General features: G+C 62.3%; 20 protein-coding genes. 6 read left to right on the top strand and 14 right to left on the bottom strand.

The features are described from left to right. Positions 1 to 17: 17 nt before the first annotated feature. Entirely contained in the window at positions 18 to 1910 is a 1893-nt protein-coding gene (locus KQI82_RS02940; protein ID WP_216558523.1) for a DUF4914 family protein, read from the bottom strand. Between the two features lie 367 nt (positions 1911 to 2277). Between KQI82_RS02940 and KQI82_RS02935 the strand changes: the two genes are divergently transcribed. Both KQI82_RS02935 and KQI82_RS02930 read left to right on the top strand, forming a co-directional pair. Then, positions 2278 to 2970, top strand: coding sequence for an iron-sulfur cluster assembly scaffold protein (locus KQI82_RS02935; protein WP_187332916.1), 693 nt, complete (start codon positions 2278 to 2280; stop codon positions 2968 to 2970). 18 nt (positions 2971 to 2988) lie between these two features. Beyond that, the gene (locus KQI82_RS02930; protein WP_216558520.1) at positions 2989 to 3987 is read left to right on the top strand and encodes a GGGtGRT protein; all 999 of its coding nucleotides are present in this window, start codon (positions 2989 to 2991) and stop codon (positions 3985 to 3987) included. 81 nt (positions 3988 to 4068) lie between these two features. Here the strand turns inward: KQI82_RS02930 and KQI82_RS02925 are convergent, their stop codons facing one another. Next, positions 4069 to 4929 carry an EamA family transporter gene (locus KQI82_RS02925; protein WP_216558517.1) on the bottom strand — a complete coding sequence of 287 codons (861 nt, stop codon included), beginning with the start codon at positions 4927 to 4929 and terminating at the stop codon, positions 4069 to 4071. Between the two features lie 12 nt (positions 4930 to 4941). Then, entirely contained in the window at positions 4942 to 5559 is a 618-nt protein-coding gene (locus tag KQI82_RS02920) for a DUF4230 domain-containing protein (protein ID WP_216558514.1), read from the bottom strand. 183 nt (positions 5560 to 5742) lie between these two features. Between KQI82_RS02920 and KQI82_RS02915 the strand changes: the two genes are divergently transcribed. Together KQI82_RS02915 and KQI82_RS02910 are read left to right on the top strand one after the other, a co-directional pair. Further along, on the top strand, positions 5743 to 7461 hold the full coding sequence (locus KQI82_RS02915; RefSeq protein WP_216558511.1) for an S-layer homology domain-containing protein: 1719 nt from the start codon (positions 5743 to 5745) through the stop codon (positions 7459 to 7461). Positions 7462 to 7580: 119 nt separating this feature from the next. Next, positions 7581 to 7802 carry a hypothetical protein gene (locus KQI82_RS02910; RefSeq protein ID WP_216558507.1) on the top strand — a complete coding sequence of 74 codons (222 nt, stop codon included), beginning with the start codon at positions 7581 to 7583 and terminating at the stop codon, positions 7800 to 7802. A gap of 49 nt (positions 7803 to 7851) precedes the next feature. Here the strand turns inward: KQI82_RS02910 and nifJ are convergent, their stop codons facing one another. Next, positions 7852 to 11514, bottom strand: coding sequence for a pyruvate:ferredoxin (flavodoxin) oxidoreductase (nifJ, locus tag KQI82_RS02905; protein ID WP_216558504.1), 3663 nt, complete (start codon positions 11512 to 11514; stop codon positions 7852 to 7854). A 692-nt stretch (positions 11515 to 12206) separates the two neighbouring features. On the opposite strand from nifJ, the gene KQI82_RS02900 reads away from it, so the two are divergent. Continuing rightward, positions 12207 to 13589 (top strand): TrpB-like pyridoxal phosphate-dependent enzyme, encoded by a 1383-nt coding sequence (locus KQI82_RS02900; protein WP_216558501.1) that lies wholly within the window; start codon positions 12207 to 12209, stop codon positions 13587 to 13589. Between the two features lie 209 nt (positions 13590 to 13798). Here the strand turns inward: KQI82_RS02900 and KQI82_RS15855 are convergent, their stop codons facing one another. Genes KQI82_RS15855 through aroF form a run of 9 tightly spaced genes read right to left on the bottom strand, consistent with a single transcriptional unit; the run spans position 13799 to position 22803 of the window. Next, positions 13799 to 14329 carry a hypothetical protein gene (locus KQI82_RS15855; protein ID WP_216558499.1) on the bottom strand — a complete coding sequence of 177 codons (531 nt, stop codon included), beginning with the start codon at positions 14327 to 14329 and terminating at the stop codon, positions 13799 to 13801. Between the two features lie 54 nt (positions 14330 to 14383). Then, the gene (locus tag KQI82_RS02890) at positions 14384 to 15580 is read right to left on the bottom strand and encodes an aminotransferase-like domain-containing protein (protein ID WP_216558497.1); all 1197 of its coding nucleotides are present in this window, start codon (positions 15578 to 15580) and stop codon (positions 14384 to 14386) included. After that, the gene (aroQ, locus tag KQI82_RS02885) at positions 15577 to 16014 is read right to left on the bottom strand and encodes a type II 3-dehydroquinate dehydratase (protein ID WP_216558494.1); all 438 of its coding nucleotides are present in this window, start codon (positions 16012 to 16014) and stop codon (positions 15577 to 15579) included. Before aroQ ends, KQI82_RS02890 begins: the two co-directional genes overlap by 4 nt. Further along, positions 16011 to 17237: a shikimate kinase gene (locus KQI82_RS02880; RefSeq protein WP_216558491.1), complete on the bottom strand. Its 1227-nt coding sequence runs from the start codon at positions 17235 to 17237 to the stop codon at positions 16011 to 16013. The genes aroQ and KQI82_RS02880 overlap by 4 nt, the downstream gene beginning before the upstream one ends. Before the next feature lie 2 nt (positions 17238 to 17239). Next, positions 17240 to 18379 carry a bifunctional chorismate mutase/prephenate dehydratase gene (locus KQI82_RS02875; RefSeq protein ID WP_216558489.1) on the bottom strand — a complete coding sequence of 380 codons (1140 nt, stop codon included), beginning with the start codon at positions 18377 to 18379 and terminating at the stop codon, positions 17240 to 17242. 41 nt (positions 18380 to 18420) lie between these two features. Continuing rightward, a complete protein-coding gene (gene aroC / locus KQI82_RS02870; RefSeq protein ID WP_216558486.1) occupies positions 18421 to 19506 on the bottom strand; it encodes a chorismate synthase in 1086 nt (361 codons plus the stop codon). After that, the gene (gene aroA / locus KQI82_RS02865; RefSeq protein ID WP_216558483.1) at positions 19493 to 20710 is read right to left on the bottom strand and encodes a 3-phosphoshikimate 1-carboxyvinyltransferase; all 1218 of its coding nucleotides are present in this window, start codon (positions 20708 to 20710) and stop codon (positions 19493 to 19495) included. Before aroA ends, aroC begins: the two co-directional genes overlap by 14 nt. Next, positions 20707 to 21765, bottom strand: coding sequence for a 3-dehydroquinate synthase (gene aroB, locus KQI82_RS02860; protein WP_216558482.1), 1059 nt, complete (start codon positions 21763 to 21765; stop codon positions 20707 to 20709). Before aroB ends, aroA begins: the two co-directional genes overlap by 4 nt. A gap of 21 nt (positions 21766 to 21786) precedes the next feature. Next, positions 21787 to 22803, bottom strand: a complete 1017-nt coding sequence (aroF, locus tag KQI82_RS02855) for a 3-deoxy-7-phosphoheptulonate synthase (protein ID WP_216558479.1) — start codon at positions 22801 to 22803, stop codon at positions 21787 to 21789. 426 nt (positions 22804 to 23229) lie between these two features. On the opposite strand from aroF, the gene KQI82_RS02850 reads away from it, so the two are divergent. After that, entirely contained in the window at positions 23230 to 24747 is a 1518-nt protein-coding gene (locus KQI82_RS02850; RefSeq protein ID WP_216558477.1) for a YifB family Mg chelatase-like AAA ATPase, read from the top strand. Positions 24748 to 24792: 45 nt separating this feature from the next. On the opposite strand, the gene KQI82_RS02845 is transcribed toward KQI82_RS02850, so the two are convergent. Beyond that, positions 24793 to 25752 carry a DMT family transporter gene (locus tag KQI82_RS02845; protein ID WP_216558474.1) on the bottom strand — a complete coding sequence of 320 codons (960 nt, stop codon included), beginning with the start codon at positions 25750 to 25752 and terminating at the stop codon, positions 24793 to 24795. Positions 25753 to 25874 lie beyond the last annotated feature (122 nt).

Genomic DNA, 25874 nt, shown 5'->3' with positions numbered 1-25874 from the left:
CAGGGCGGGGATGTTTTTTATTTCAGCAGCTTCATAGGGGTCAGCGCCAGGTAATCCTCCAGCGTGCCGTCGCTCAGGCAGCACTCGATGATCTGGCGGCCCAGAGGGTCCAGGTCGTCGGTGAGGAACTGGCTGATCTCCTGCTTGAAGAAATCCATCAGGATTCTGGCGCCCTGATCGTAGCCCTCGGTCCCCAATTTGGACTGGGTCTCCGGCCGGAGGAAGGTCTGGCGGATGAACTGGCCATCCAACTTCATATCCACCAGGGCATAGCCAAAGAGGGGGCAACGGGCCGGTGTCAGATGCTTTGCCTTCACCTGCCCGCCCACCCGGGCCAAATACTCCCGGGCCAGCCACTCGCCCATGAAGCCCACGTGATAGGCGCCGATGTGCTGGTTGGGGATCAGGACATTGAGCGTGTTGGGGCAGCCCAGAATCTGCTTAAGCAGCAGATTGGCCTGGGTCACCTTCTTGCCGGTGGCAAAGGGCCAGTAGGACCCCACGCCCTCGCCCTTGAGGCCGTCGGAGCCCACGATGGAGGGGTTCTTAAAGCCCCGGGGCGACACCAGCCGCCACAGCCACGCCAGGGATTGGGGCACCACCTGGAGCATGCCCATAACGCCGTAGTTGGGGCTCGTAGCGGTGGAGGGCGGCATCCGGACGCCGAAGCTGCGCACATCCACCTCCTGGGGCTCGGAGTCGGGGACAATGTTCTCAATCATGTCCCGGGGAATGATGACCCGGGGATTGCTGCAGGGCTGGCCGTTGGACTCCAGCACGTGCTCCCAGATAAGGCAGGTGGCGCCGGGCACGCCGTCCATGTTGAAAAACTCCAGGGGCCGGGACGGATGAATGGAGATTTTCTCGTAAAGCGGGCTGTTTCCATAGGCGTTCATGCCGTCCATACGCAAAAACCAGCCGTCCTCCGCGTCCATAATGGAGAGCTTCCCTGTCTCCGGGTCCTGAATCTTGTTGTAGGCCACCGCCATATCATCGCAGATGGGGTGGATTTTGCAGGATTCGCGCAGGGTCATGTAGTACTTTTCGCCGGTGACCGTGTGGGTGGCAATGAGCAGGCGGCTGTCCTCCTCCCGGCGGAACTCCTCCAGCATCTCGCTCTTGCCGCCGCCGGAGGCGCCTTCATGCATGAACACGGTCTCCAACTCATAGGGGGACTCCAGCGTGGCGGCGGAGGCGTGGCAGCAGACCCACCCCTCCTGCTCGCCGATGTCCAGGAGGATGGAGAACACGCCCTTTTTGGCGCTGGGGCCGGGATAGAGGTTGTAGGCAAACACCTCGTGAAGCTCTGCGGAGCGGTTATGTACCACCACCTGTTTGCCCTCAAAGTGGGTGTGGCGGAAGGGCGGCGCCACGTAGATGATGGACCGGGGCTTGTAGCCGTGGGGAATGTCCTTGATGCTGACAAAGGCCTGCATATCCGCAAGGCCCAGGGCAAAAAAGGCGGCGTTTAGCGGGCAGACCATCAGGCTGTCATAGCCGTAAATCCGGTCGCCGGCACGGAAGGGCAGCAGCACCAGGCTCTGCTCGCTGAGCCAGTCCAGGGTCTGCTGACGCAGCGTGGAGAACTCGTAGCCATAGCGGTCCCTGAACCGGGGCTTGTCGCTGGGCAGGTCGTCGCCGATGGCCATGCAGTTGGGGTCCCGACGGCGCATGTAGTCCTCCATAAAGTTGACCACAGCGCCGTTTTTACACCGGATGACCTCTGCCTCCTTCACCATGCGGCCCTCGATCTGATACGTCACGTCGTACCGGGAGGTATGGGTCGGCCCGTAGACCATTTCATCCAATTCCTCTTTGGTCTCAGCATAGGCGATGCAGGGGCTTTTCCGCAGGGCCTCCTCCACTTCTTTCGGGAGAATCAGCTTGTTAAAATAACTGTCCGTAAACATGGGATTCCTCCATTTCGCAATTCAGGCGCTCACAGTCCGCTGTACTCGGCTCAATTTAAAAATCAGTATAGCCGACCGCAGTTGGGAAAGCAATACGAATCTTTGGAAAAATTCCAATTTGCACCGGCATTTGGTTCGGAAAAACGCGGTTAAATCCAACGTCTGTTTGCGCAACACGGAAAAATGCAAAAAATGTGACCAATTTGAAAAGAAATGCAAGGAAAAAGCCGGGAAACAGGCGGACCGGCTTGACAGTTTTCCCCGTTCCCGTTATAATTTTTGTGGTCCATTGGACCGGGATGACAGATTCCGACGGAGCCGTGGCCGCCCCGTTTTAAGAAAAAGGAGAAGAAAGGAAGAATTCCATATGATCTATTCCACCGAAGTGCAGCATATGTGCCCCGTCGCCAAGGGCGCATATCATGGTCCCGCCCCCATTCCCGAGGAGGGCAAATGGGTCCAGGCAAAGGAAATCAAGGACATCAGCGGCTTTACCCATGGTGTGGGCTGGTGCGCCCCTCAGCAGGGCGCCTGCAAGCTGACGCTGAATGTGAAAAACGGCGTGATCGAAGAGGCGCTGGTGGAGACTCTGGGCTGCTCCGGCATGACCCACTCCGCCGCCATGGCCTCTGAAATTCTTATCGGCAAGACCATCCTGGAGGCGCTGAACACCGACCTGGTGTGCGACGCCATCAACACCGCCATGCGGGAGCTCTTTTTGCAGATCGTCTACGGCCGCACCCAGTCCGCCTTCTCCGAGGACGGCCTGGCGGTGGGCGCCTCTTTGGAGGACCTGGGCAAGGGACTGCGTTCTCAGGTGGGCACCATGTTCGCCACCCGTGAAAAGGGACCCCGCTATCTTGAGATGGCCGAGGGCTACTGCACCCGCGTGGCCCTGAACAAGGACGACGAGATTGTGGGCTATGAGTTCGTCAACTTAGGCAAGATGATGGACTTCATCAAGGGCGGCATGGACGCCAACGAGGCCATGGAGAAGGCCAAGGGCCACTATGGCCAGTTTGACGGCGCCGCCAAGTACATCGACCCCCGCCACGAGTAATAGAGGAGGACAAAGAAAATGGCTCTGTTTGAAAGCTACGAAAGAAGAATCGACAAGATCAACGGTGTCCTCGCTCAGTATGGCATCGGCTCTGTGGAGGAGTGTCGGGAAATCTGCAAAAACGCCGGCTTTGACCCCTATGAGATTGTCAAGGGCATCCAGCCCATCTGTTTTGAAAACGCCTGCTGGGCGTACTGTGTGGGCGCCGCCATCGCCATCAAGGCCGGCGCCAAGAACGCCGCCGAGGCGGCCAAGCTCATCGGCGTGGGACTTCAGTCCTTCTGCATCGACGGCTCCGTGGCCGAGGACCGCAAGGTGGGCCTGGGCCATGGCAACTTAGGCGCCATGCTGCTGAGCGACGAGTCCAAGTGCTTTGCCTTCCTGGCTGGTCACGAGTCCTTTGCCGCCGCCGAAGGCGCCATCGGCATTGTGAAGAACGCCAACAAGGCCCGCAAGGAGCCCCTGCGGGTGATCCTCAATGGCCTGGGCAAGGACGCAGCCCAGATCATCAGCCGCATCAACGGCTTCACCTATGTCCAGACCCAGTTTGACTACTACACCAGCGATCTGAAGATCGTCCGTGAGATCCGCTACAGCGAGGGCGAGCGGGCCAACGTCCGCTGCTACGGCGCCGACGACGTCCGTGAGGGCGTGGCCATCATGCACCACGAGGGCGTGGATGTGTCCATCACCGGCAACTCCACCAACCCCACCCGCTTCCAGCACCCTGTGGCTGGCACCTATAAAAAAGAGTGCATCGAGCAGGGCAAGAAGTACTTCTCCGTGGCCTCCGGCGGCGGCACCGGCCGCACGCTGCACCCGGACAACATGGCCGCCGGCCCCGCCTCCTACGGCATGACCGACACCATGGGCCGCATGCACTCCGACGCCCAGTTCGCAGGGTCCTCCTCCGTCCCCGCCCACGTGGAGATGATGGGCTTCCTTGGCATGGGCAACAACCCCATGGTGGGCGCCACTGTCGCCGTGGCCGTCGCCGTGTCGGAATCCATGAAATAAGACTCCCCTGATTGTAAAGCCGCCCCGGAGCAAATGCTCCGGGGCGGCTATTTTTATGATCCCTAAGGACGCCGCATTGATTCAGATCAGCATCACCAGCGTGCCGGCGGTGATGAGCCCAAGGCCGGCGCCGGCCTTTGCCGTCAGCTTTTCATGAAAGACCACGGCGGAAAAGGCGATGGTCACCAGAATGCTCAGCTTGTCGATGGGCACCACCACGCTGGCGGGCCCCTCCTGCAGCGCCCGATAGTAGCACAGCCAGGACGCTCCGGTGGCCAGGCCTGAGAGGCAGATAAACCCCAACTCTCCCCGGGGCACCTTTGCCACCTCACGGATCTTCCCCGTGACAAGCACCACCACCCAGGCCATGACCAGCACCACCCCATTGCGGATGGCCGTGCCCAGGTTGGACTCCACGCCGCTGATGCCCACCTTTCCCAAAATGGAGGTCAGGCTGGCAAAGACAGCGGAACAGGCGGCGTAGATCAGCGCCTTCCCCTCTTCCTTTCCACGGGGCGCGTCATTCTTCTTCTGGATCATCAGATAGGTCCCCGCGCCAATGGCCACAAGCCCCACGGCCTTGCTCACGGAGATCGGCTCCCGAAGGAAGAGGAAGGCCAGCACAATGGTGAGGATGATGCTGGACTTGTCGATGGGCACCACCTTGTTCACATCCCCAAGCTGCAGCGCCCGGAAGTAGCACAGCCAGGACGCCCCGGTGGCCAGGCCCGACAGCACCAAAAACGTCAGCGTCCCCGCACTGATCTCATGGATGCCGCTATAAGACCCCGCCACTATCACCATCACCCAGCCCATGACCAGCACCACCACGGTGCGGATGGCCGTGGCCACGTTGGAATCCGTCCGGCGGATGCCGCACTTGGCAAGGATGGAAGTGACGCCGGCAAAAAACGCCGACCCGAACGCAAATAGAACCCACATACAGCTCTCTCCTTAATGGACTGTCAGCGTATACCCCTCCGGCAGCGCGGCGCCAAGCAGCGCCTTCACACTCTGGCCCGCCTTTTCCCCAGCCTCTTCTATCAGCCCCTTCTCCAGCGCCCTGCGCTCCATCTCCTGCTGCTGGTCCTGGCGGAAGGCAGTAAAATCCTCCACCGTAAAGGGATTGAAGATGCTGGTCTTTTCGTCAAAGACCTCCACGCTGTCCTCGTCAATGGAGTGGGAGAGGATGACCGCCTCCGGCAGCTCCACGCTCACCTCCGTGCCCTTGAGCTCCACCCGGGCAAGGGACAGGTCCACTCCCGCCTTGATCTCCCCGTCATAGGTGAGGATGAATTTCTTGGTGGTGAAGGGCACCTTCATGCCATAGAAGTCGTTGCTGCTCTCAAACTGGGCCATGTTGGTGTAGGAATAGGTGACGGAGGCCAGCTCGCTGATGGCCGTCAGCCGGTTTTCCAGCACCACAGCCGAAAGCGTCTCCTGTTTCCCTCCGGCGCTGAATCGGCCGCCCAAAAAGCAGCCCAGTCCCACCAGCAGGCACAGCGCCGCCGCTGCCGCTCCCCGCCTCAGCGTGCGGAAGGGCCGCTTCTTCTCTTTTTCTATTGTTTCCATGGAAGCCTCCTCTTATCATGTCTTTTTCTATTAAATTGTAGCATGCGCAGTGAAAAATACAAGACACGTCTACGTAAATCGTCCAGCAATATTTTCCTTGACAGCCCGGTCATTTTGTATTACTGTATTGTTGTACTAAATAATAAGTACAATTTGCGTGAAAATGGAAAGAGAGGAACAAGTATGACTCACATACACAGCTGGAGACGGTTGTTCTGCCTGTGCCTTGCACTGATGATGCTGCTGACCGCCGGGGCAACGGCGGCCGAAAGCGACGCGTCCTCCCGGCAGGCGGATCTGGACTTCCTGTACGAGACGCTGTCCACCTATCATCCCAACCTCTTCGCCAATACGCCGGAATCCGTCTTTTTGGAGCGCAAGGCGGAGATTCAGCGGCGGCTGGCCACGGTGAGCGACGTGGAGTTCGCCATGGACCTTCAGAGCCTGACCGCCCTGGCGAGGGACTCCCACACCTCGCTGGCCCTGGGGGGCAGCCTGGCGGAGCAGATGCACTTCTATCCCATGGCCCTTACCTGGATAGACGGCAAGTGGTATCTCAGCGCCGCGGAGTCCGAGACTCTTCTGGGCCGGCAGGTGACGGCCGTCAACGGACGCGCCATGGAGGAGGTGGTGGATTCCTTCCGCCGGCTGCTCAGCGCGGACAACAACGTGAAGCTGCGGCGGCAGTACCGCCAGTCCTGCAATGTGGCGGAGTTCTACGAGTATCTGGAGCTTGCGGAGCAGGGCCGGCCCCTGGTGCTGACCTTCTCCGACGGGGCTTCTTTGTCCCTTCAGGCTGTGGACACGGCCGCCCTTTCCAAGATGACAGTAAACCGGCTTTCAGACCGGCGCTCCGCTGCGCCGGAGACCGAGGCCGCCAACGCATACTATTGGTCCAAATTCCTGAGAGACGGCAGCTGCTACATCCAGTACAACACCTGTCAGGAGGACCCGGAGCTGCCCATGGAGACCTTCGCCGGCCAGGTCCGAAGCGATCTGGACGCCCAGCCGGTCCAGCGTGTGATCCTGGACCTGCGCAACAACGGCGGGGGCTCCGACGGGGTCATCTGGCCCCTTTTTGCCGCGCTGAGGAACTTTCCCGGCCAGCTGATCTGCCTCATCGGAGAGTCCACCTTCTCCTCCGGCATCATCAACGCCGTGGAGCTCCAGGAGATGGGCGCGGTGCTCCTGGGCGAGGACACCTCCGGCAGCGTCAGCCACTTCGCCTCCGTGAAGAGCTTCAGCCTGCCGGGCTCCGGTCTCCGGGGCGGCATGTCCTCCAAATACATTGACCTCAATACGCTGCTGGACGCGGGGGCCGGACGGCAGGTGGTCCCTCTGGAACCGGACGTGGCGGTTCCCCAGACCCTGGACGACTATCTGGCGGGCAGGGACTCCTGCATCGAGTACCTCTATGCCCATCCGGAGCGGCTCTCACAGGCACAGCATCCGGACGCACCCCTGACCCGGGGCCGCTTCATAGGGCAGATTCACCAGACGGCGGAGCCCCTTTTTGACTCTGGCACCATATCCGACGGCTCCTGGGACGATCCGCCCTTCACCGACCTTTTTGGCATCGAATGGTTCCGCCATCCCCTGAACTGGGCCTATCAGTCCGGCGTGGCCAAGGGCAACGGCGACGGCACCTTCTCCGCCGCAAGGGTCCTGACCTGGCAGGAGGCGGCCGTGTTCCTGGTCCGCTCCGCCGGCGCCCTCAACCTGAAGCCGGAGACGGTCCGGAGCTCCCCCCTGCCCGCCCAGCTTGCCGCGCCTGCCTGGGCGCAGCGGGAGCTGAACCAGGCATGGGCCTGGGGGCTGCTGCCGGAGGATGGGGACTTTGCAGCGTCTCCCACCCGCGCCCAGGGACTCTCCATGGCACAGGCGCTGGTATCCCGCGGCTGATCCGCGCACCTGTTCCCGCCCGCGCGGGAACAGGTTTTTTTATAGGTTGAAGAAAACTGCACTCCGCTCCCGTTTTCTCAGGTGAGAACGGTCACTGAACAAAAGGAAAGAAGCGTGTTATGAAATCATCCCACATCTGCCCCAAGTGCGGCGGAGGGAACATCCTCCGCATCCCGGACCGCCCAGGCCGCCACGTTAGCGGCAACAACATCTACACCACTACCTTCACCCTGATGGGTAAAATCCCCGTCATCCGCTATGTCTGCTGCGACTGCGGATACGTGGAGCACTATGTGGAACAGCGCCGGGAGCTGGAGGAGCTTCGGCGTACCTTTGGATAGAAAAAGGCCACGGGAATTCCCGTGGCCTTTTCTGATTGAGATGGAGCGATCAGCCCTCGTACATGGCCTTGAGCTTGAGCAGGTGCTCATAGCGGGCCTTGGCCGCCTCCTCGGACTTGGCAAACAGCTCGGAAGCGCGGTCCGGGAACTCCCGGGTCAGACGGCTGTAGCGGGCCTCGTTCATCAGGAACTCCTGATAGCCGCCCGCAGGCGCCTTGGAATCCAAGGTGAACTTGGAGCCCTCCGCCGCCGGGTTGAAGCGGAACATATTCCAGTAGCCGCAATCCACAGCTCGCTTCATTTCCTTCTGGCAGTTGACCATGCCGCCCTTGATGGAGTGCATCTCGCAGGGAGCGTAGCCAATGATGAGGGACGGGCCGTGATAGGCCTCGGCCTCGGTGATGGCCTTCAGGGTCTGGGCGGGGTTGGCGCCCATGGCCACCTGGGCCACATAGATGTAGCCGTAGCTCATGGCAATCTCGGCAAGGCTCTTCTTCTTGATCTCCTTACCGGCGGCGGCAAACTGAGCCACCTGGCCGATGTTGGAGGCCTTGGAGGCCTGGCCGCCGGTGTTGGAGTACACCTCGGTGTCGAAGACGAAGACGTTGACGTCGTTGCCGGAAGCAAGGACGTGGTCCAATCCGCCGAAGCCGATGTCGTAGGCCCAGCCGTCGCCGCCGAAGATCCACATGGACTTCTTGGCCAGGTACTCCTTCTTGGAGAGAATCTCCTCCGCCAGGGCACAGGCGTCGCAGTCGCAGTACGCCTTGCCGGCAGCCTTCAGGGCCTGGGCATGGGCCTTCATCTCAGCCTGCTTGTCGCCGAAGGTCGCCTTGCCGGCGGGGCTGTCGATGAATGCCAAGCAGCCGTCCACCGTCGTGAGGCCCTCTTCAAGGGCCGCAATATATGCCTTGGTGGCCTCCGCGTTGGCCTCGCCGTCCTCCATGGTATCCAGCCACTTCTGAGCGGCCTCCTTCAGGCCGGACCAAGCGTGGGGCACGGCAATCAGGGCGCGGGTCTTCTCAGCCAAGCTCTGACGGACGGCGTTCTGGCCCAGATACATGCCCAGGCCGTGCTCGGCGTTGTCCTCAAAGAGGGAGTTGGACCAAGCGGGGCCGTGGCCGGCCTTGTTGGTGCAGTAGGGGGAGGTGGCAGCCGGTCCGCCCCAGATGGAGGAGCAGCCGGTGGCGTTGGAGATGTACATGCGCTCGCCGTAGAGCTGGGTGACGAGACGGGCATAGCTGGTCTCGGCGCAGCCGGCGCAGGAGCCGGAGAACTCCAGCATGGGCTGCTTGAACTGGCTGCCCTTGACCGTGTTGTCCTGCATGTCCTTCTTCTCGGAAACCTTGTCGACGCAGTAGTTGAACACTTCCTGCTGGGCGGCCTCCTCTTCCTGGGAAACCATGGTCAGGGCGTTCACCGGGCACTGGCCCACGCACACGCCGCAGCCCATGCAGTCCAGCGGAGAGATGGCCATGGTGTATTTGTAGACGCCCTTGCCCTTGCCGGCCTTGACATCCACAATCTTGGCCGCCGCGGGAGCGGCCTTGGCCTCCTCCTCGGTGAGTGCGTAGGGACGGATGGTAGCGTGGGGGCAGACATAGGCGCAGTTGTTGCACTGGATGCACTTGGTGGAATCCCAAGTGGGCACGCTGACGGCCACGCCGCGCTTTTCATAGGCAGCGGCGCCCTGCTCGAACTGGCCGTCCACATGGGGCAGGAACGCGGAGACGGGCAGGCTGTCGCCGTCCATCTTGGAGACGGGGAACAGGATGTTCCTGACCTGCTCCACCAGCTCGGCCTTGCCATCAAGCTGCTGGGTCGCGGAGGCATCCTGGGCGGAGGCCCAGTCGGCGGGCACGTCGAACTTCTTGAAGGCGCTGGCGCCCATGTCGATGGCCTTGTGGTTCATGTCCACAATATCCTGGCCCTTCTTCAGGTAGGAGTGGGTGGCGGCGTCCTTCATGTACTTCACAGCGTCTTCCTGGGGCATGACCTTGGCCAGGGCGAAGAAGGCGGACTGCAAAATGGTGTTGGTGCGCTTGCCCATGCCGATCTTGGCGGCCAGGTCAATGGCGTCGATAGTGTAGACCTGGATGTTGTTTTCAGCGATGTAGCGCTTGGAGGCGGCGTCCAGATGCTCGCTCAGCTCCTTGGTATCCCACTGGCAGTTGATGAGGAAGGTGCCGCCGGGCTTCACGTCGCGGACGATGGGGAAGCTCTTGGTGATGTAGGCGGGCACGTGGCAGGCCACGAAGTCGGCCTTGTTGATGTAGTACGGGCTCTTGATGGGCTTGTCGCCGAACCGCAGGTGGCTAATGGTCACGCCGCCGGTCTTCTTGGAGTCGTACTGGAAGTAGGCCTGGATGTACTTATCGGTGTGGTCGCCGATGATCTTGATGGAGTTCTTGTTGGCGCCGACGGTGCCGTCGCCGCCCAGCCCCCAGAACTTGCAGGCGATGGTGCCCTCGGGCGCGGTGTTGGGGGCGGCCTTCTCCTCCAGGCTCAGATGGGTCACGTCGTCCACGATGCCGATGGTGAACTGGCGCTTGGGAGCGGCCTTGCTCAGCTCCTCATACACGGCGAACACGCTGCGGGGCGGGGTGTCCTTGGAGCCCAAGCCGTAGCGGCCGCCGATGACGGTCACATCGCCGCGGCCGGCGTTGGCAAGCGCCGTGACCACGTCCAGATAGAGGGGCTCGCCCTGGGCGCCGGGCTCCTTGGTGCGGTCCAGCACCGCGATCTTCTTGGCGGTGGCGGGAATGGCCTCGAGCAGCTTGTCGGCGGCGAAGGGACGGTACAGACGGACCTTGATGAGGCCCACCTTCTCGCCGTGGGCGTTCAGGTAATCGATGACTTCCTCGCTCACGTCGCAGATGGAACCCATGGCGATGATGACGCGGTCGGCGTCGGGAGCGCCATAGTAGTTGAACAGTTTGTAGTCGGTGCCCAACTTGGCATTGACCTTGTCCATGTACTTCTCCACCACGGCGGGCAGAGCGTCATAGTACTTGTTGCAGGCCTCGCGGTGCTGGAAGAAGATGTCGCCGTTTTCGTGGCTGCCGCGCATCTGGGGATGCTCGGGATTCAGGGCGTGCTTGCGGAAGGACTCCACAGAGTCCATATCGCACATGTCCTTCAGGTCGTCGTAATCCCACACGGCCACTTTCTGGATCTCGTGGGAGGTGCGGAAGCCGTCGAAGAAGTTGACGAAGGGCACGCGGCCCTCAATGGCGGCCAGATGGGCCACGGCGGAGAGGTCCATGACCTCCTGGACGTTGCCCTCGCAGAGCATGGCAAAGCCGGTCTGGCGGCAGGCCATGACGTCGGAGTGGTCACCGAAAATGTTCAGCGCGTGGGTGGAGACGGTACGCGCGGACACATGGAACACGCAGGGCAGCAGCTCGCCGGCGATCTTATACATGTTGGGGATCATCAGCAGCAGACCCTGGGAAGCGGTATAAGTGGTGGTCAGGGCGCCGGCGGCCAGGGAGCCGTGGACGGTGCCGGAAGCGCCGGCCTCGGACTGCATCTCGCAGACCTTCACCGTGTTTCCGAAGATATTCTTCTGGCCGGCGGCGGACCACTGGTCGACCAGGTCTGCCATGGGGGAGGACGGAGTGATCGGATAGATCCCCGCCACTTCGGTAAACGCGTAGCTGACATATGCGGCCGCGTTGTTACCGTCCATGGACTTAAACTTTCTTGCCATAAACTAACCTCCTATTTTTTCTTGCTGCCTTGCGCAGCATCGGTTTGCATCAGATAGGCTTTCTGCATACAGGTATTATTATAACACCCGGAATTCGCGCTGTAAATGCAGGCTCGTTATTTTTTACACAAATTTTTTCTTTTCTGCGGAAAGCCCAAAAAGGAATCGTTTTTTTGCGCACTTTTATAAAAAAGTTGTGCCAGTTTTTCAATTTTCTGCATAATAACTTGCAGATTTTTCCGAAGTGGTCCGGGATATGAAAGGAATCCTTGTTTTTACGGGAAAGCCGCGTTTCCAAGCGCCCTCTGAACGCCGGACGGATCACGCTAAAAAAATTTTTCTTGACAGCGGGCGGCGCTTGTGCTAAACTGCAAAAAACCGTTGAGGAAGAGCAAGTACGCGCAGTCACTCCGTTTCAGAGAGCCGCAGTTTGGTGGGATGCGGTGCGGCGGACGGCGCCGAATGGGCTTCTGAGGGCAAACCGAAGGGATGGATATTCCCGCGTAGGTGAGCCGGAGTTGGGCACTCCGTTACGAACAGCCGGCGTATACAAGGGTGTACGCGCTAAGTGGACGCAAAACGCGTCAAGCCGGGTGGCACCGCAGGAGTTTACCGCTCTTGTCCCAGCAAGTATTGCAGGGGACAGGGGCGATTTTTTATACCCTTTCCCCAGTCAGAAAGGAGAAATTACCATGGCAAACGAAAAAATCCCTTACAAAATCTATCTGACCGAAGAGGAGATGCCCAAGAGCTGGTACAACGTCCGCGCGGACATGAAGAATAAGCCCGCCCCCCTGCTCAACCCCGGCACCCTCCAGCCCATGGGCTTTGAGGACCTGCGCGGCGTGTTCTGCGACGAGCTGATCCGCCAGGAGTTAGACAACGACACCGCCTACTTCCCCATTCCCGAGGAAATCCGCAGCTTCTATAAGATGTACCGCCCCTCTCCCCTGGTCCGGGCCTATTGCCTGGAGGAAAAGCTCCAGACCCCGGCCAAAATTTACTATAAGTTCGAGGGCAACAACACCTCCGGTTCCCACAAGCTCAACAGCGCCATCGCCCAGGCGTACTACGCCAAGGAGCAGGGACTCAAGGGCGTGACCACCGAGACCGGAGCCGGCCAGTGGGGCACGGCGCTGTCCATGGCCTGCGGATACCTGGGGCTGGACTGCAAGGTCTATATGGTGAAGTGCTCCTATGAGCAAAAGCCCTTCCGCCGGGAGGTCATGCGCACCTACGGCGCCAGCGTCACGCCGTCCCCCAGCGACACCACCGCCGTGGGCCGGAAGATCCTCTCCGAGCACCCCGGCACCACAGGATCCCTTGGCTGCGCCATCTCCGAGGCCGTGGAGGTCGCCACCTCCAACCCCGGCTACCGCTACGTGTTGGGCAGCGTGCTGAACCAGGTGCTGCTCCACCAGAGCGTCATCGGACTGGAGACCAAGGCCGCCCTGGATAAGTACGGCATTGTGCCCGACGTCATCATTGGCTGCGCCGGAGGCGGCTCCAACTTGGGCGGCCTGATCGCGCCCTTCATGGGCCAGGAACTACGGGGCGAGGCCAAGTACCGCTTCATCGCCGTGGAGCCCGCCAGCTGCCCCAGCCTCACCCGGGGCCGGTACGCCTACGACTTCTGCGACACGGGCATGGTCTGCCCCCTGGCAAAGATGTATACCCTTGGGTCCAACTTCATCCCCTCGGCCAACCACGCCGGCGGACTGCGCTATCACGGCATGAGCTCCATCCTGTCCCAGCTCTATCACGACGGCTACATGGAGGCCCGGTCCGTGGAGCAGACCTCCGTCTTTGAGGCGGCGGAGCTGTTCGCCCGGGTGGAGGGCATCCTCCCCGCCCCGGAGTCCAGCCACGCCATCCGGGTGGCCATCGACGAGGCGGAAAAGTGCAAGGAGACCGGCGAGGAGAAGACCATCGTCTTCGGCCTCACCGGCACGGGCTATTTCGATCTGGTGGCCTATCAGAAGTTCCACGACGGCGAGATGACCGACGTGATCCCCACGGACGCGGAGCTGGAGGAGAGCTTTGCCCAGCTGCCTCCCCAGCCGGAGAATCTGTAAGTCGCGTTTTTAAGGCTTCTCTTTTGGATCATCGCAGGCGGAGCCCCGGCAGTTGCCGGGGCTCCGCTTATTTCTATACAAAAACTCAATTGAATACTATTTAGTGTTCAAATGCACAAAAGTAATTGCAAATGATCTAAAATAGCAGTAATTACGCCTATGCGTATGCATGTATTTCGTTAACAGTTATAATAGACCTTAATCCTCAATCAATCTCCCTTCTTCTTGTGCTCCTCCGGAGCAAACTTCACGTAAAGGGATTCCGCCTCCTCCAATGCGTCCTTCAGCATCGCCCTCGCCTTGCTGGGCTGGCCCTTGTCTATCGCTTCAATTGCGTCGGAGGCCCCTGAACAAACCGTGGCATACATTACAAGATACACCCGGAACATGAGAGAAATTTCGTCCACCAATTTCACCGCCCTTTCATCTGTTTCTCTTAGCTTATTGGAACGAACCGCCTTTGTCAATCGCCCGGAGGCCCTCAAGCGGTAGCACTTTGTGACACTTGGTGGCAAGTTGTGGCAGGTTGTGGGAATTGGTGGGAAAACTCGGAATTTTATAGGAGATTGTGCTACTTTAAATCCGGGGTGATTGGGATGTACAAGACGAAACCGATTAAAGTAAAAGTCAGCGTAACGTTGGATGAGGATCTGGTAGAGCAGCTGCGCAAGCTGGCAGCTGAAGATGACCGCCAGCTTTCCAGCTACATCAACATTGCGCTGCGCAATCACCTCCGTCATCTCCAATCGTCCAAAGTGGAATAAAAGCCTCCGGCTGCTGGCCGGAGGCTTTTATTATCTTCCAAGATATGTCCTTGTAAACGCGCCAAGCTGTTCACAGCCCCGGACGATGTCCTCGTCCGCGGGGGTGGAGAAATTCACCCGGAAGCTCCGGCAGGGCGCGCCCTCATCGGCGGCAAAGGCGCTGCCCGGCACCACGGCCACGTGGGCCTCCGCCGCCAGGCGGTCGCAGTAGTCAAGCATGTCGGCCCCCTCGGGCAGGGTGCACCAGAGGAACATGCCGCCGTCGATGGGCAGGTAGGAAATGCCGGAGGGAACCGCCTCCCGGTCCAGGCACTCCATCATCAGCCGGGCCTTGCGCCGGTAAACCTGCTTCAGGCTCGTCAGGTGAGCCGCAAAATCCGTCTCCTCCAAAAAGCGCTGGCAGAGAATCTGAGGCAGGGCGCTGGTGTGCACATCGTCGCCGGCCTTGTCCCGGCTCATGCGGGTGACAAGCTCCCGGTTGGCCACGGCGTAGGCCACCCGCAGCCCCGGCGCCACCACCTTGGAAAAGCTGCCGCAGTAGATGACCCGTCCCTCCTCGTCCAGCGTCTTGATGGGCGGCAGGTCCTCCCCCTGGAACCGCAGCTCGCCGTAGGGGTCGTCCTCCAGAACCACGATGCCGTACCGGCAGGCCAGGCGGTACACCTCCCGCCGCTTCTCAGCGCTGAGGGTGACGCCGGTGGGGTTTTGGAAGTTGGGGATAGTGTAGAGAAAGCGGGCGTTGGGATGGGCCTTGAGCTTGCGCTCCAGGTCGCCGATGCTCATGCCGTCCGGCTCCATGGCCACGCCCACCGTGTCCGCCCCGCAGGAGCGGAAGGAGTTGAGCGCGCCTAAGAAGCTGAACTCCTCGCACAGCACCACGTCGCCGGGGTCGCACAGCGCCCGGGCGGTGAGGAGCATGCCCTGCTGGGAGCCGGTGGTGATGAGGACCTCGTCCTCCCCGCCGCCCACGCCATAGCGCTCCCGAACCCAGCGCTTTACCGTATCCCGCAGGGCGGGATAGCCGCTGGAGTAGTTATACTGCAGCGCCGCCACCGGCTGCTCGGCGAAAATCCGGCCGCACAGGGCCGAAAGCTCCGCCACCGGGAAGGCCTCCGGCGCCGGGTTTCCCCCGGAAAAGGGGATCATGGCCGGGTCGTTGGTGTTTTTCAGCAGCTTTTCCACGCTGTCGCTCTGGCGGCTCATGAGGTTTGAAAAATGGTAGTTCACTGCGCGCCCCCCCTCTGTTCCAACGTCCGGATGGCCTCAAGATACCCCTCCAGGCCCATGCCCTTGATGGTGCGGACGCACCCAAGGGAGATGTAGGACACCTGACGAAACGGCTCACGGCTGTCCACATCGGAGATGTGGACCTCCACCGTGGGGAGGTTCACGGCCTTCACCGCGTCCAGAAGCGCCACGCTGGTGTGGGTGTAGGCGCCGGGGTTGATGACGATGCCGTCGCACTTTCCGTAGGCCTCCTGAATCCAGTCCACCAGGTCCCCCTCGTGGTTGCTCTGGCGGAGAATCAGCTCATGGCCGTGGGCGGCGGCGTAGTCCGCTATCAGCTTCAAAAGCCCCTCATAGCTGACGGAGCCGTAAATCCCCGGCTCCCGGATGCCCAGCATATTGAGGTTGGGGCCGTTGAGCACCATGATCTTCATAGGCTTTGCCACTCCTTTGCAATGATCGCGGCGGCCTCCTCCGTGCCGCGTGCGGAGCAGTCCACGCTTACGTCGGCCATAGACTGGTAGACCTCCCTGCGCTCTTCATAGAGGGCGCGGATGGCCTCGGGGCTCTTGGATAGGGGCCGTCCCTCGCCGGAGAGGACCTCAAGGGGACGCTGGAGATAGTAGACACGGCCGTTCTGGCGTATGAAATAGCGGTTCTCCTCCCGCACCGCCGTGCCGCCTCCCAGGGCCAGCACGATGCCGTGGCGGGCGCTGACCTGGCGCAGCACCTGGGACTCTATGGTCCGGAAGGCTTCCTCCCCGCCGGAGTCGAAAATCTCCGCGATGGGCTTGCCCGCGGTGCGGACGATCTCCTCGTCCAAATCCACGAAGGGCCGGCCCAGGCGCTTGCCTAATATGGCGCCCACCGTGCTCTTTCCGCTGCCGGGCATACCCATCAGCACCAGGTTGGTCTGCTCCGCCGTGATGCGGCGCAGCGCGGCCTCCGCCGACGCGTCGGAGATGCGCCGCCCGGAGAAGTGCTCTCCCGCCCGCTGGGCCTGGATCACCAGCATGGGCAGCCCGCAGGTGGCGGGAATCCCCCGCTGCCGGGCCTGATCCACCAGGTAAGTGGTCAGGGGATTGTAGACCGCGTCCACCACGCCCTGGAGCTTGGGGAAGATGCCGATGTCCACCGCCGCCGCGCCCGCGGAGGGATACATGCCCACCGGCGTGGTGTTGATGAGGATTTCCGCGCCCGCGTGGCGGCGGATGTTCTCATAGTTGTCCGGGCCCGAGCGGGAGATGGTGACGATCTCCTCCGCGCCCATGTCCTCCGCCACCGCGCGGGCGGTGCGGGAGGTGCCGCCGGTGCCAAGGATCAGCACCCTGCGGCCCAGAAGGCTGATCCCCGCCCGGCGGATGCAGGCGGAGAGGCCGTCGTAGTCCGTGTTGTAGCCGTAGAGCCGTCCGCCCCGGTTCACCACCGTGTTCACCGCGCCGATCCGCTCCGCCCGGTCGTCCACCTCGTCGCACAGCCTCAATGCCAGCTGCTTGTAGGGGATGGTGACGTTGACGCCGTCAAAGGCGCGCTGGGTGAAAAACCGTTCCGCCGCGTCCTCGTCCATGGGGAGGAGCCGGTACTCACAGCCCCACATCCAGCGGTGGAGCTGGGGGGAAAAGCTGTGGCCCAGTGTCTTTCCGATGAGCCCGTACATGGTTACGCCTCGGAGTAGGCGCCTAAGAAGGTCATCTCCTCAGTGCAGCGGGTCAGGTCGCACAGCATCTTCACCGTCTGCTCCTCCCGGCAGTCCGCGTCCACGTCGGCGTAGAAGAGGAAGTCAAAGTCGTGACCGGGGATGGGGCGGCTCTCCAGCTTGGAGACGTTGACGCCCACGGTGGCAAAGGTGGAGAGCACCTCGTAGAGGGAGCCGGGGCGGTGGGGCACGCGGAAGAGGATGCTGACCTTATTGACTCCCTCCAGAATCTGGAGGTTCCTTGCGATGCAGATGAAGCGGGTGTAGTTGTTGTCGCTGTTCTGGATGTCCCGGTGGAGCTGCTTGAGGCCGTAAAGCTCGCTGCACTCAGCGGAGCAGATGGCGGCCGTGTCGGAGCGGTCGGACTGGGCCACCCGCTTGGCCGCCATGGCCGTGTTCTCGCAGATGGTGACCTTGGCGTTGGGATACTTCTTCAAAAACTCGCTGCACTGGCCGATGGCCTGCTCGTGGGAGAAAATCTCCCGGATGTCGCCGCCCTTTGTCTCCGGCTTCACCACCAAAGAGTGGTTGATGCGCAGCTTGATGGAGCGGACGATATAGAAGCTGTGCCTGCGCATCAGGTCATAGACCTCGTTGACGGAGCCGTAGAGGTTGTTTTCAATGGGCAATATGCCGTAGTCGCAAAGGCCGCTGCCCACCGCCCGGGCCACGCCCTCAAAGCTGTCCATGAACATGACGCCGGCGGAGGCGAACAGCTTGTCGCAGGCGATCTGGGAGTAGGCGCCCTCCACGCCCTGGCAGGCCACGGTGACGTTCTGGGGGAGCTTTCGGGGGGAGGACTCAAGGGCGGATTTGATCTGCTCCTCCAGCTGCTGGCTCTCGCCCATGCGGGCGGACTGATAGGCCCGGCTCATGTCAAAAAGGGTCTTGAACAGCATCCGGGTGTAGTTTGCCAGGTCCGGGTCCTGGTCCGCCGTCAGACGGGCCAGAATCTCCCGCTCCCGGGTGCGGTCCAGGATGGGCAGCTTGTTGGCCCGCTTATAGTCCGCGATCTGGCTGGACAGGTCCATGCGCCGGGTGAAGAGCTCCCGGATCTGATTGTCAACGGCGTCGATTCCGGCGCGCAATTCCTGAATGTCCATAGTAAGCAGTCTCCTTTATTCTCATTCAATATAAGCTTGGTTCAGTTGTTGTCGTACAAAAGGTCCAGCAGCACAATGGCCGTCACCGCCTCCGCCACCGGCACCGCCCTGGGGACGATACAGGGGTCGTGGCGGCCGTGGATCGTAAGCTCCGTCTCCTCCATGGCGGAAAGGTCCACGGATTGCTGGGGCTTTGCAATGGAAGGCGTGGGCTTGACGCCGACGCGGAAAACAAGGGGCATGCCGCTGGTCATTCCGCCCAGGACGCCGCCGTGGTCGTTTTTCGTGGTGACCACCCGCCCCTCCCGCAGGCGGAAGGGGTCGTTATTTTCGCTGCCCCGGCGGCCGCAGCCCGCAAAGCCGCTGCCGAACTCCACGCCCCGGACGGCGGGGATTCCGAAAAGGGCGGCGCTGAGGCGGTTTTCCACCCCGCCGAACATGTGGCTGCCCAGCCCCACGGGAAGTCCCACGGCCACGCACTCGATGACGCCGCCCACGCTGTCGCCCTCCCCCTTGGCCTGGGCGATGGCGGAGCGCATTTCCTTGCCGGCCGCGTCGGAGAGGGTGGGAAACTCCTTTTCCGCCACGGCGCGCAGCGCGTCAAGGTCCGGGCAGCAGGGGTCTATGGCCGCGTCCTCCATTCCGGCGACGGAGCGGATGTGGGCAAAGACCTCGATGCCCCGCTCCCGGAGGAGCTGAAGGCACAGCGCGCCGGCAAAGCACAGCGGCGCGGTCATCCGGCCGGAGAAGGCCCCGCCGCCCCGAACGTCGTTTTTGCCGCCGTACTTCACATAGGCCGGAAAGTCGGCGTGGCCCGGACGGGGCACGGTCAGGACATTGGCATAGTCGCCGCTGCGCACGTTTTCGTTGCGGATGACGGCGCACACCGGCGCGCCGGTGGTACAGCCGTCTACCAGCCCGGAGAGCACCTCCGGCCGGTCCGCTTCGCGGCGCGCGGTGGAAAAGCCGTTCTTCCCCGGGGCGCGCCGCCCCATAAATCGGAAGACCTCATCCAGGTCGATCCGTTTTCCGGCGGGCAGGCCGTCCACCACGGCGCCGATGGCGTCGGCGTGGGACTGGCCGAAGACCTGCACGGTGAAGTTTCGTCCAAGCTCAAAGGATGTCATCCACAATCCCTCCCAAGGCGCGGAAGTCTGCAAAAAACTGGGGATAGGACTTATTCACCGCCTCCGCGCCCGTGACGGTGACATCTTCGCTGCACAAGAGGGAACCGATGGCGGCGGCCATGACGATGCGGTGGTCGCCGCACCCATCCACCGTCCCGCCCCGCAGCGCGCCGCTCCCCAAAATGCTGAGGCTGTCGGGCCCGGCCTCGGCGCTGCCGCCCAAGGCACAGATCATCCGGCGGCAGGACTCGATCCGGTCGCTCTCCTTCAGCCGGAGGCGGGAGGCCCCGGTGAAGGTGGTCTTTCCCCGCCGGGCACAGGCCAGAATGGACAGCGCCGGCACCAGGTCCGGAATCTCCTCCACCCGGATGGAGAGGTCGCCCTCCTGGCCCATGCGGCGGATCACCTCCACCACCGCCCGGTCGCCCTGGACGCTCCAGCCGTTGAGGCCGGTGACCTCCAGGCGGTTTTCGCCCATGGCGGCGGCGCAGAACCAGAACGCGGCGTTGGACCAGTCCCCCTCCGAGCGCAGGTCGTCAGGCGGCGTAAAGGTCTGGTTCCCGGGTACAAAAAAGCCCCGGTCCCTTTTTTCCACCCGAACGCCGAAGGACTCCAGCACCTCAAGGGTGATGTCCACATAGGCCCGGGACTGAAGGGGCGTGGTCAGGCAGATGGCGCTGTCCCCATCCAAATTGGGTAAAGCCAGCAGCAGCCCCGTCACATATTGGGAGCTCACATCTCCCGGCAGCCGGTAGGTCCCGCTGCGCAGGCGGCCCTCCACCGTCAGGGGCAGATGGTCGCCGGAGACGGTGCAGCCGTTCTCCTCCATGGCCCGGACCAGGTCCGCCATGGGCCGGCAGGGAAGTCTCCCCTCTCCGGTCATGGAAAACCCCTCCGTGACCGCGGCGGCCACCGGCAGGAGGAAGCGGGCCGTGGAGCCGGACTCGCCGCAATCCAACAGCGGCCGATGCGCAATCCCCTCCGCCGGGCGCAGGCGGATGGCGGTCTCGCTGAGCTCCACCGCGCACCCCAGCGCCCGGGCACACCGGGCGGTGGCCTCCACGTCCCGGGAGAGGCCGCGGCAGGCGATGGCGGTCTCCCGCCGTGAAAGGAGGGCGCAGATCATCTGGCGGTGGAGGCAGGATTTGGAGGAGATGGCCTCCACCGAGCCCCGGAGGGTGTTGGGGGGGATGCGGACGTTCATACCCCCGCCCCCTTGCTGATCCACCGGTCCAGTTCCTCCATGGTCATCTTCCGGCGGACGGCGGCGCCCAGCCGCTCCGGCACCACAATGGTGATCCCCTTGCCCGAGCGCTTTTTATCCATGTGGGAGGCCTCGCACAGCGTCTCCACCGGCAGATCGGTGGAAGTGGGCAGGCCGTAGCGCTGCAAAATGGCGATGAGCCGCTCCGTAATTCCCTCCTCGGCGGCGCCTGACCGCTCGCTGGCGCGGGCCATGAGCACCATGCCGATGGCCACGGCGTAGCCGTGGGGCAGGGTGAAACGGGAGGTACGCTCGATGCCGTGGCCGATGGTGTGGCCGAAGTTGAGGAGCTGGCGCAGCCCCAGGTCCCGCTCGTCCTCCTCCACCACGGAGCGCTTAAGCGCACAGCAGCGGGCCACCACAGCCTCGATCTTGTCACGGATGTCGCAGCGCTCCAGCTGTTCAAAGAGGGTTTTATCCAAGATGGCGCCGGTCTTGATGGTCTCCGCCATGCCGCAGGCAAACACCTCCGGCGTCAGCGTGTCGAATACGTCCGGGTCGCAGATCACGGCCCTTGGCTGCCAGAAGCAGCCGGCCATATTTTTGCCGCAGGGCAGGTCCACCGCCGTTTTGCCGCCCACGGAGGAGTCCACCGCCGCAAGCAGCGTGGTGGGGATCTGAACAAAGTCGATGCCCCGCTGGAACACCGCCGCGGCAAAGCCGCCCATGTCGCCACAGACGCCGCCGCCCAAGGCGGCCAGCAGGTCCGTGCGGGTGAAGCCCTCCTCGCCCAAGCGGTTCAGGATTTCCCCCAGCACGGTCAGGTTCTTGCTCTCTTCCCCGGCGGGAAAGACATGATGCTTCACCTCATACCCGGCGGCGGCAAAGGAGCGCTCCACCCGGTCGGCGTACAGAGGCTCCACGTTGGTGTCGCACAGCACCAGCACGCGGCAGGGCTCCTTCACCGGGCGGGTCAGTTCCCCGCATTGATCCAAAAGACCCCGGCCGATGTGGATGTCATATTCGGGCTTGGTATGCACATGGATGGTGGGCATGGTCCTCTCTCCTTCCGGCGCTTATTCGATCTCCTCGCGGCAGCGGTACGGCAGCACGTCCCGAACGCACTTGGCCACGTCGGCAAAGGTCTCGGGCGTGATGGACTGCTGGCCGTCGCACCAGGCCTTTTCCGGGTGGTTGTGGACCTCCACCATCAGTCCGTCCGCCCCGATGATGGCGCTGGCCAGGGCCATGGGCTTCACCAGGGAGCGGATGCCGGTGCCGTGGCTGGGATCCACGATGATGGGCAGATGGGTCATCCGGCGCAGCAGGGGGATGGCGGAGAGATCCAGGGTGTTGCGGGTGTCGGTGGCAAAGGTGCGGATGCCCCGCTCGCAGAGGATCACCTTCTCGTTGCCGCCGGCCATAATGTACTCGGCGCTCATCAAAAGCTCGGTCAGCGTGGCGGAAAACCCCCGCTTGAGGAGGATGGGCTTGTCGGTCCTGCCCAACTCCTTGAGGAGCTCAAAGTTCTGCATGTTCCGGGCGCCCACCTGGATCACGTCCACATCCTCGAAGTAGGGCAGCTGGGAGATGTCCATGATCTCGGTGACCACCGGCATCCCGGCCTGGCGGCTGGCCTTGATAAGCATTTCCAGGCCCTTTTCCCGCAGGCCCTGGAAGGCGTAAGGAGAGGTGCGGGGCTTGAAGGCGCCGCCACGGAGGATGCTGGCTCCGGCGGCCTTCACAGCCACTGCGATCTCGCTGATCTGCTCCTCGCTCTCAATGGAGCAGGGGCCGGCCATGATCTGGAAGGAGCCCCCGCCAATCTTCACGCCGCCCACATCGATGACCGTGTCGGTCTGGTGCATTTTCCGGTTGGCGCACTTATAGGGCTCCTGGACGCGCTGCACGTCCTGGACGATGCTCATGGCCCGGAGCATCTCCGTGTCCACGGCGGTGGTGTCGCCCACCAGGCCCAGGACGGTGTTGTTGACGCCCAGGGAATCATGGACGGTCAGGTTCTGGTCGGAAAGCCACTTCTTCAGGGCCTCTAACTGTTTTTGATCGGGATTGGGCTTGAGTACGATAATCATGAGTATTCTCCTTACGTCGAAAAAATAAAGACCGCAGTGTGCTACACTGCGGTCTTGCCATTACGAAATTCCTTCAGCAAAACTCGGAACCTTTACCGGCTCTGTGCAGCACAAATATGCTTATTAATAAAGTAATAAGCATAAAAAAAGCTGTATTCGACGGTAAAGGAGAAGCTACGCATATAAATTCGGCATCCTTTCCTAAGTTCCCTGATTGTGTCTCAGTATACCACCCAAGCTTCATTTGTCAACTTCGTTTTCTTTGCCGGACGGAAATTCCGGTGAATTTGTCAAATCCCATTTCCCCATCCGTTAATTTATGGTAAAATACGCACAAGCATTCAGGCGCCGCGCCCAAAGACCGCGGCCGCCGCCGTTCTTTCGCCGCGTCAGGCGGCAATTTTCAGAAATTCGAGGTGTGTCCTGATGGTGGTCAGCGTGCGATCCCTGGGTCTTTCCGGCGTGTCGGGCTATGAGGTCAGCGTGGAGTGCTTCCTCTCCGGCGGCCTGCCCGCCTTTGATATTGTGGGGCTGCCCGACGCCGCCGTCCGGGAGGCCCGGGAGCGGGTGCGCTCAGCGGTGAAAAACTGCGGCGCCAGATTCCCCGTCTCCCGCATCACCGTGAATCTGGCTCCGGCCAATCAGAAAAAGGCCGGGACGGTGTACGACCTGCCCATCTTCGTCGGTCTGCTGGCCGCCTCGGGCGAGGTGCCCGCCCTGCCGGCGGACGCCGCCTTCCTTGGCGAGCTCTCCTTAAGCGGCGCAACCCGGGGCGTCTCCGGCGTGCTTCCCATGGCCCTGGCCGCGGTGAAGGCTGGAGTGCGTACCCTCTTCTGCCCCGCCGGCAACGCCGCCGAGGCCACGCTGGCCGAAGGACTCACGGTCTACGGCGTGCAGGATGTCTCCGCCCTGGTGCGCCACCTCCGGGGTGAAGAGCTCCTCTCCCCCCGCCCGCGGTGGACGCCCGAGCCGGAGACGGAGCCCCTTCCGGACCTTGAGGACATCATGGGCCAGGAAAACGCCAAGCGGGCCATGGAGATCGCCGCCGCGGGCGGTCACAACCTATTGCTCATCGGCTCGCCCGGCGCGGGCAAATCCATGCTGGCCCGCTCGCTCCCCTCCATCCTTCCGGACCTGACGCCCCAGGAGGCCCTGGAGGTCTCAGGCATCTACTCCGTGGCCGGTCTGACGGACCCGGAGCACCCGCTTTTGACCCGCCGGCCCTTCCGCAGCCCCCATCACACCGCCTCCGCCGCGGCCCTCACCGGAGGCGGACCGGCCCTGCGGCCCGGGGAGATTTCCCTGGCCCACCGGGGCGTGCTCTTTTTGGACGAGCTGCCCGAGTTCCACCGGGACGTGCTGGAGGCGCTGCGCCAGCCTCTTGAGGAAGGGGAGGTCACGGTGGTCCGGGCCGGAGGCGCCCTCCGCATGCCCAGCGGCTTCATGCTTGTGTGCGCCATGAACCCCTGCCGCTGCGGCTGGCGGGGCCATCCCTCCGGGAGGTGCACCTGCTCCGACCGGGAGGTGGAGCGGTACGTTCAGAAGATCTCCGGACCTCTGCTGGACCGTATTGACCTCCATGTGTCGGTACCGTCGGTGGAGTACGAGGCCATGCGCCGCAGGGAGACGCCGGAGCCCTCCGCCGCCGTGAAGGCCCGGGTGGAGGCGGCCCGCCTCATCCAGCGCCGCCGCTTCGCGTCGGAGGGCATCTCCTGCAACGCTGCGATGCCCCCTGCCATGATCGGCCGGTACTGCGCCCTGGACGGCCGCTGCGAACAGTTGATGAAGTCCGCCTTTGAGCGCATGGGTCTCACCGCCCGCTCCCACGACCGTATTTTGCGCATGAGCCGCACCATCGCCGATCTGGACGGAAGCGAGTCCATTGGCCCCCACCACCTGGCGGAGGCCATCCAGTACCGCAACACGGACATCCTGAAAGGGTAGTCAAAAAGCGTCGCCAACCCGTGGGTTGGCGGCGCTTTCTATTCATCAGCGGTTTTGTACCTCTTCTTTCGCCGCCCGGCGCTGGGCCAGCAGGGGCGGCAGCAGATTGCTCAACGACCCGGCCAGCATCAGCGCAATGCCGATCCAGCGGTTGGGGGCGATCTGCTCGTTCAGGATGAGAAGGGCCAGAATGGGCGCCAGAATGGGCTTGAAGAAAAATACCAGCGACACCGTGTTGGCCGGCGCGTACTCCATGGCGAGAAAATAGCTGCAAAAGCCCACGCCGGTGACGCACACGCTGACATAGAGGAAGGTGGGCAGCGTGGCGGCGGAGTGGCCGGCGAAAAAGGGGATGCGTACAAACATGTCCAGCCCCAGCCGGCCCATGGCGTCCGCCACGGGTCCGATATAGGTCAACAGCGACAGGGCCATCAGCTCCAGACTGCCGAAAAGGAAGCTGAAGCAGGCGTTGACCGTTCCGCCGTAGCGCTGGCTCTGGCGCTTGCCCATGACGCCATAGAGCGCAAAGGTCAGGCAGGCCAGCAGCGTCAGAATCACCCCCGAGGGGGAGAGCTCCATGTGGATGGGGTCGATCACAAAGAGGATGCCCACGATCTCCAGTCCCAGGGCCAGGAGGTTTCGCCTGTAGATGGGCTCGCCCAGCAGCAGGTAGGCAAACAGCAGCACGAACAGCGGATTGCTGGAAAAGAGCACCGCCACCACCGACGCCTCCGTGCGGGTGACCGCCAGCTGGTAGAGCGTCATGCTCACCGTCATGCCCACAAAGCCGATGCCCACAAAGGGCGTCAGGTCCTTCCACCTCAGGGTGATCCCCCGGTTTTTCAGGGCCCGAAGGGCAAAGGGCAGCAAAATAAGGCCGCCGATGAAAAAGCGGCTGAAGGTCATCTGCAACGGGTTGAACACGCCGGCGACCGTCTTCAGCGCGATCTCCATGGTGGAAAACAAAACCGTGGCAATGGCAATGAATACATATCCCTTTTTCATATGCTCCTCCCTCTTTTGGCGGATTCCGCCTCCTTTATCTTATGGCAGATCGGGAAAAAAGGCAAGGAAAACCATTCAAAATCATGGCTTCCCCTTTTTATCCGGGCGAAAATACGATATAA

Source organism: Dysosmobacter acutus, assembly GCF_018919205.1.
Taxonomy (GTDB): Bacteria; Bacillota; Clostridia; order Oscillospirales; family Oscillospiraceae; genus Oscillibacter; species Oscillibacter acutus.
This window is presented reverse-complemented; position numbering and strand designations above follow the sequence as displayed.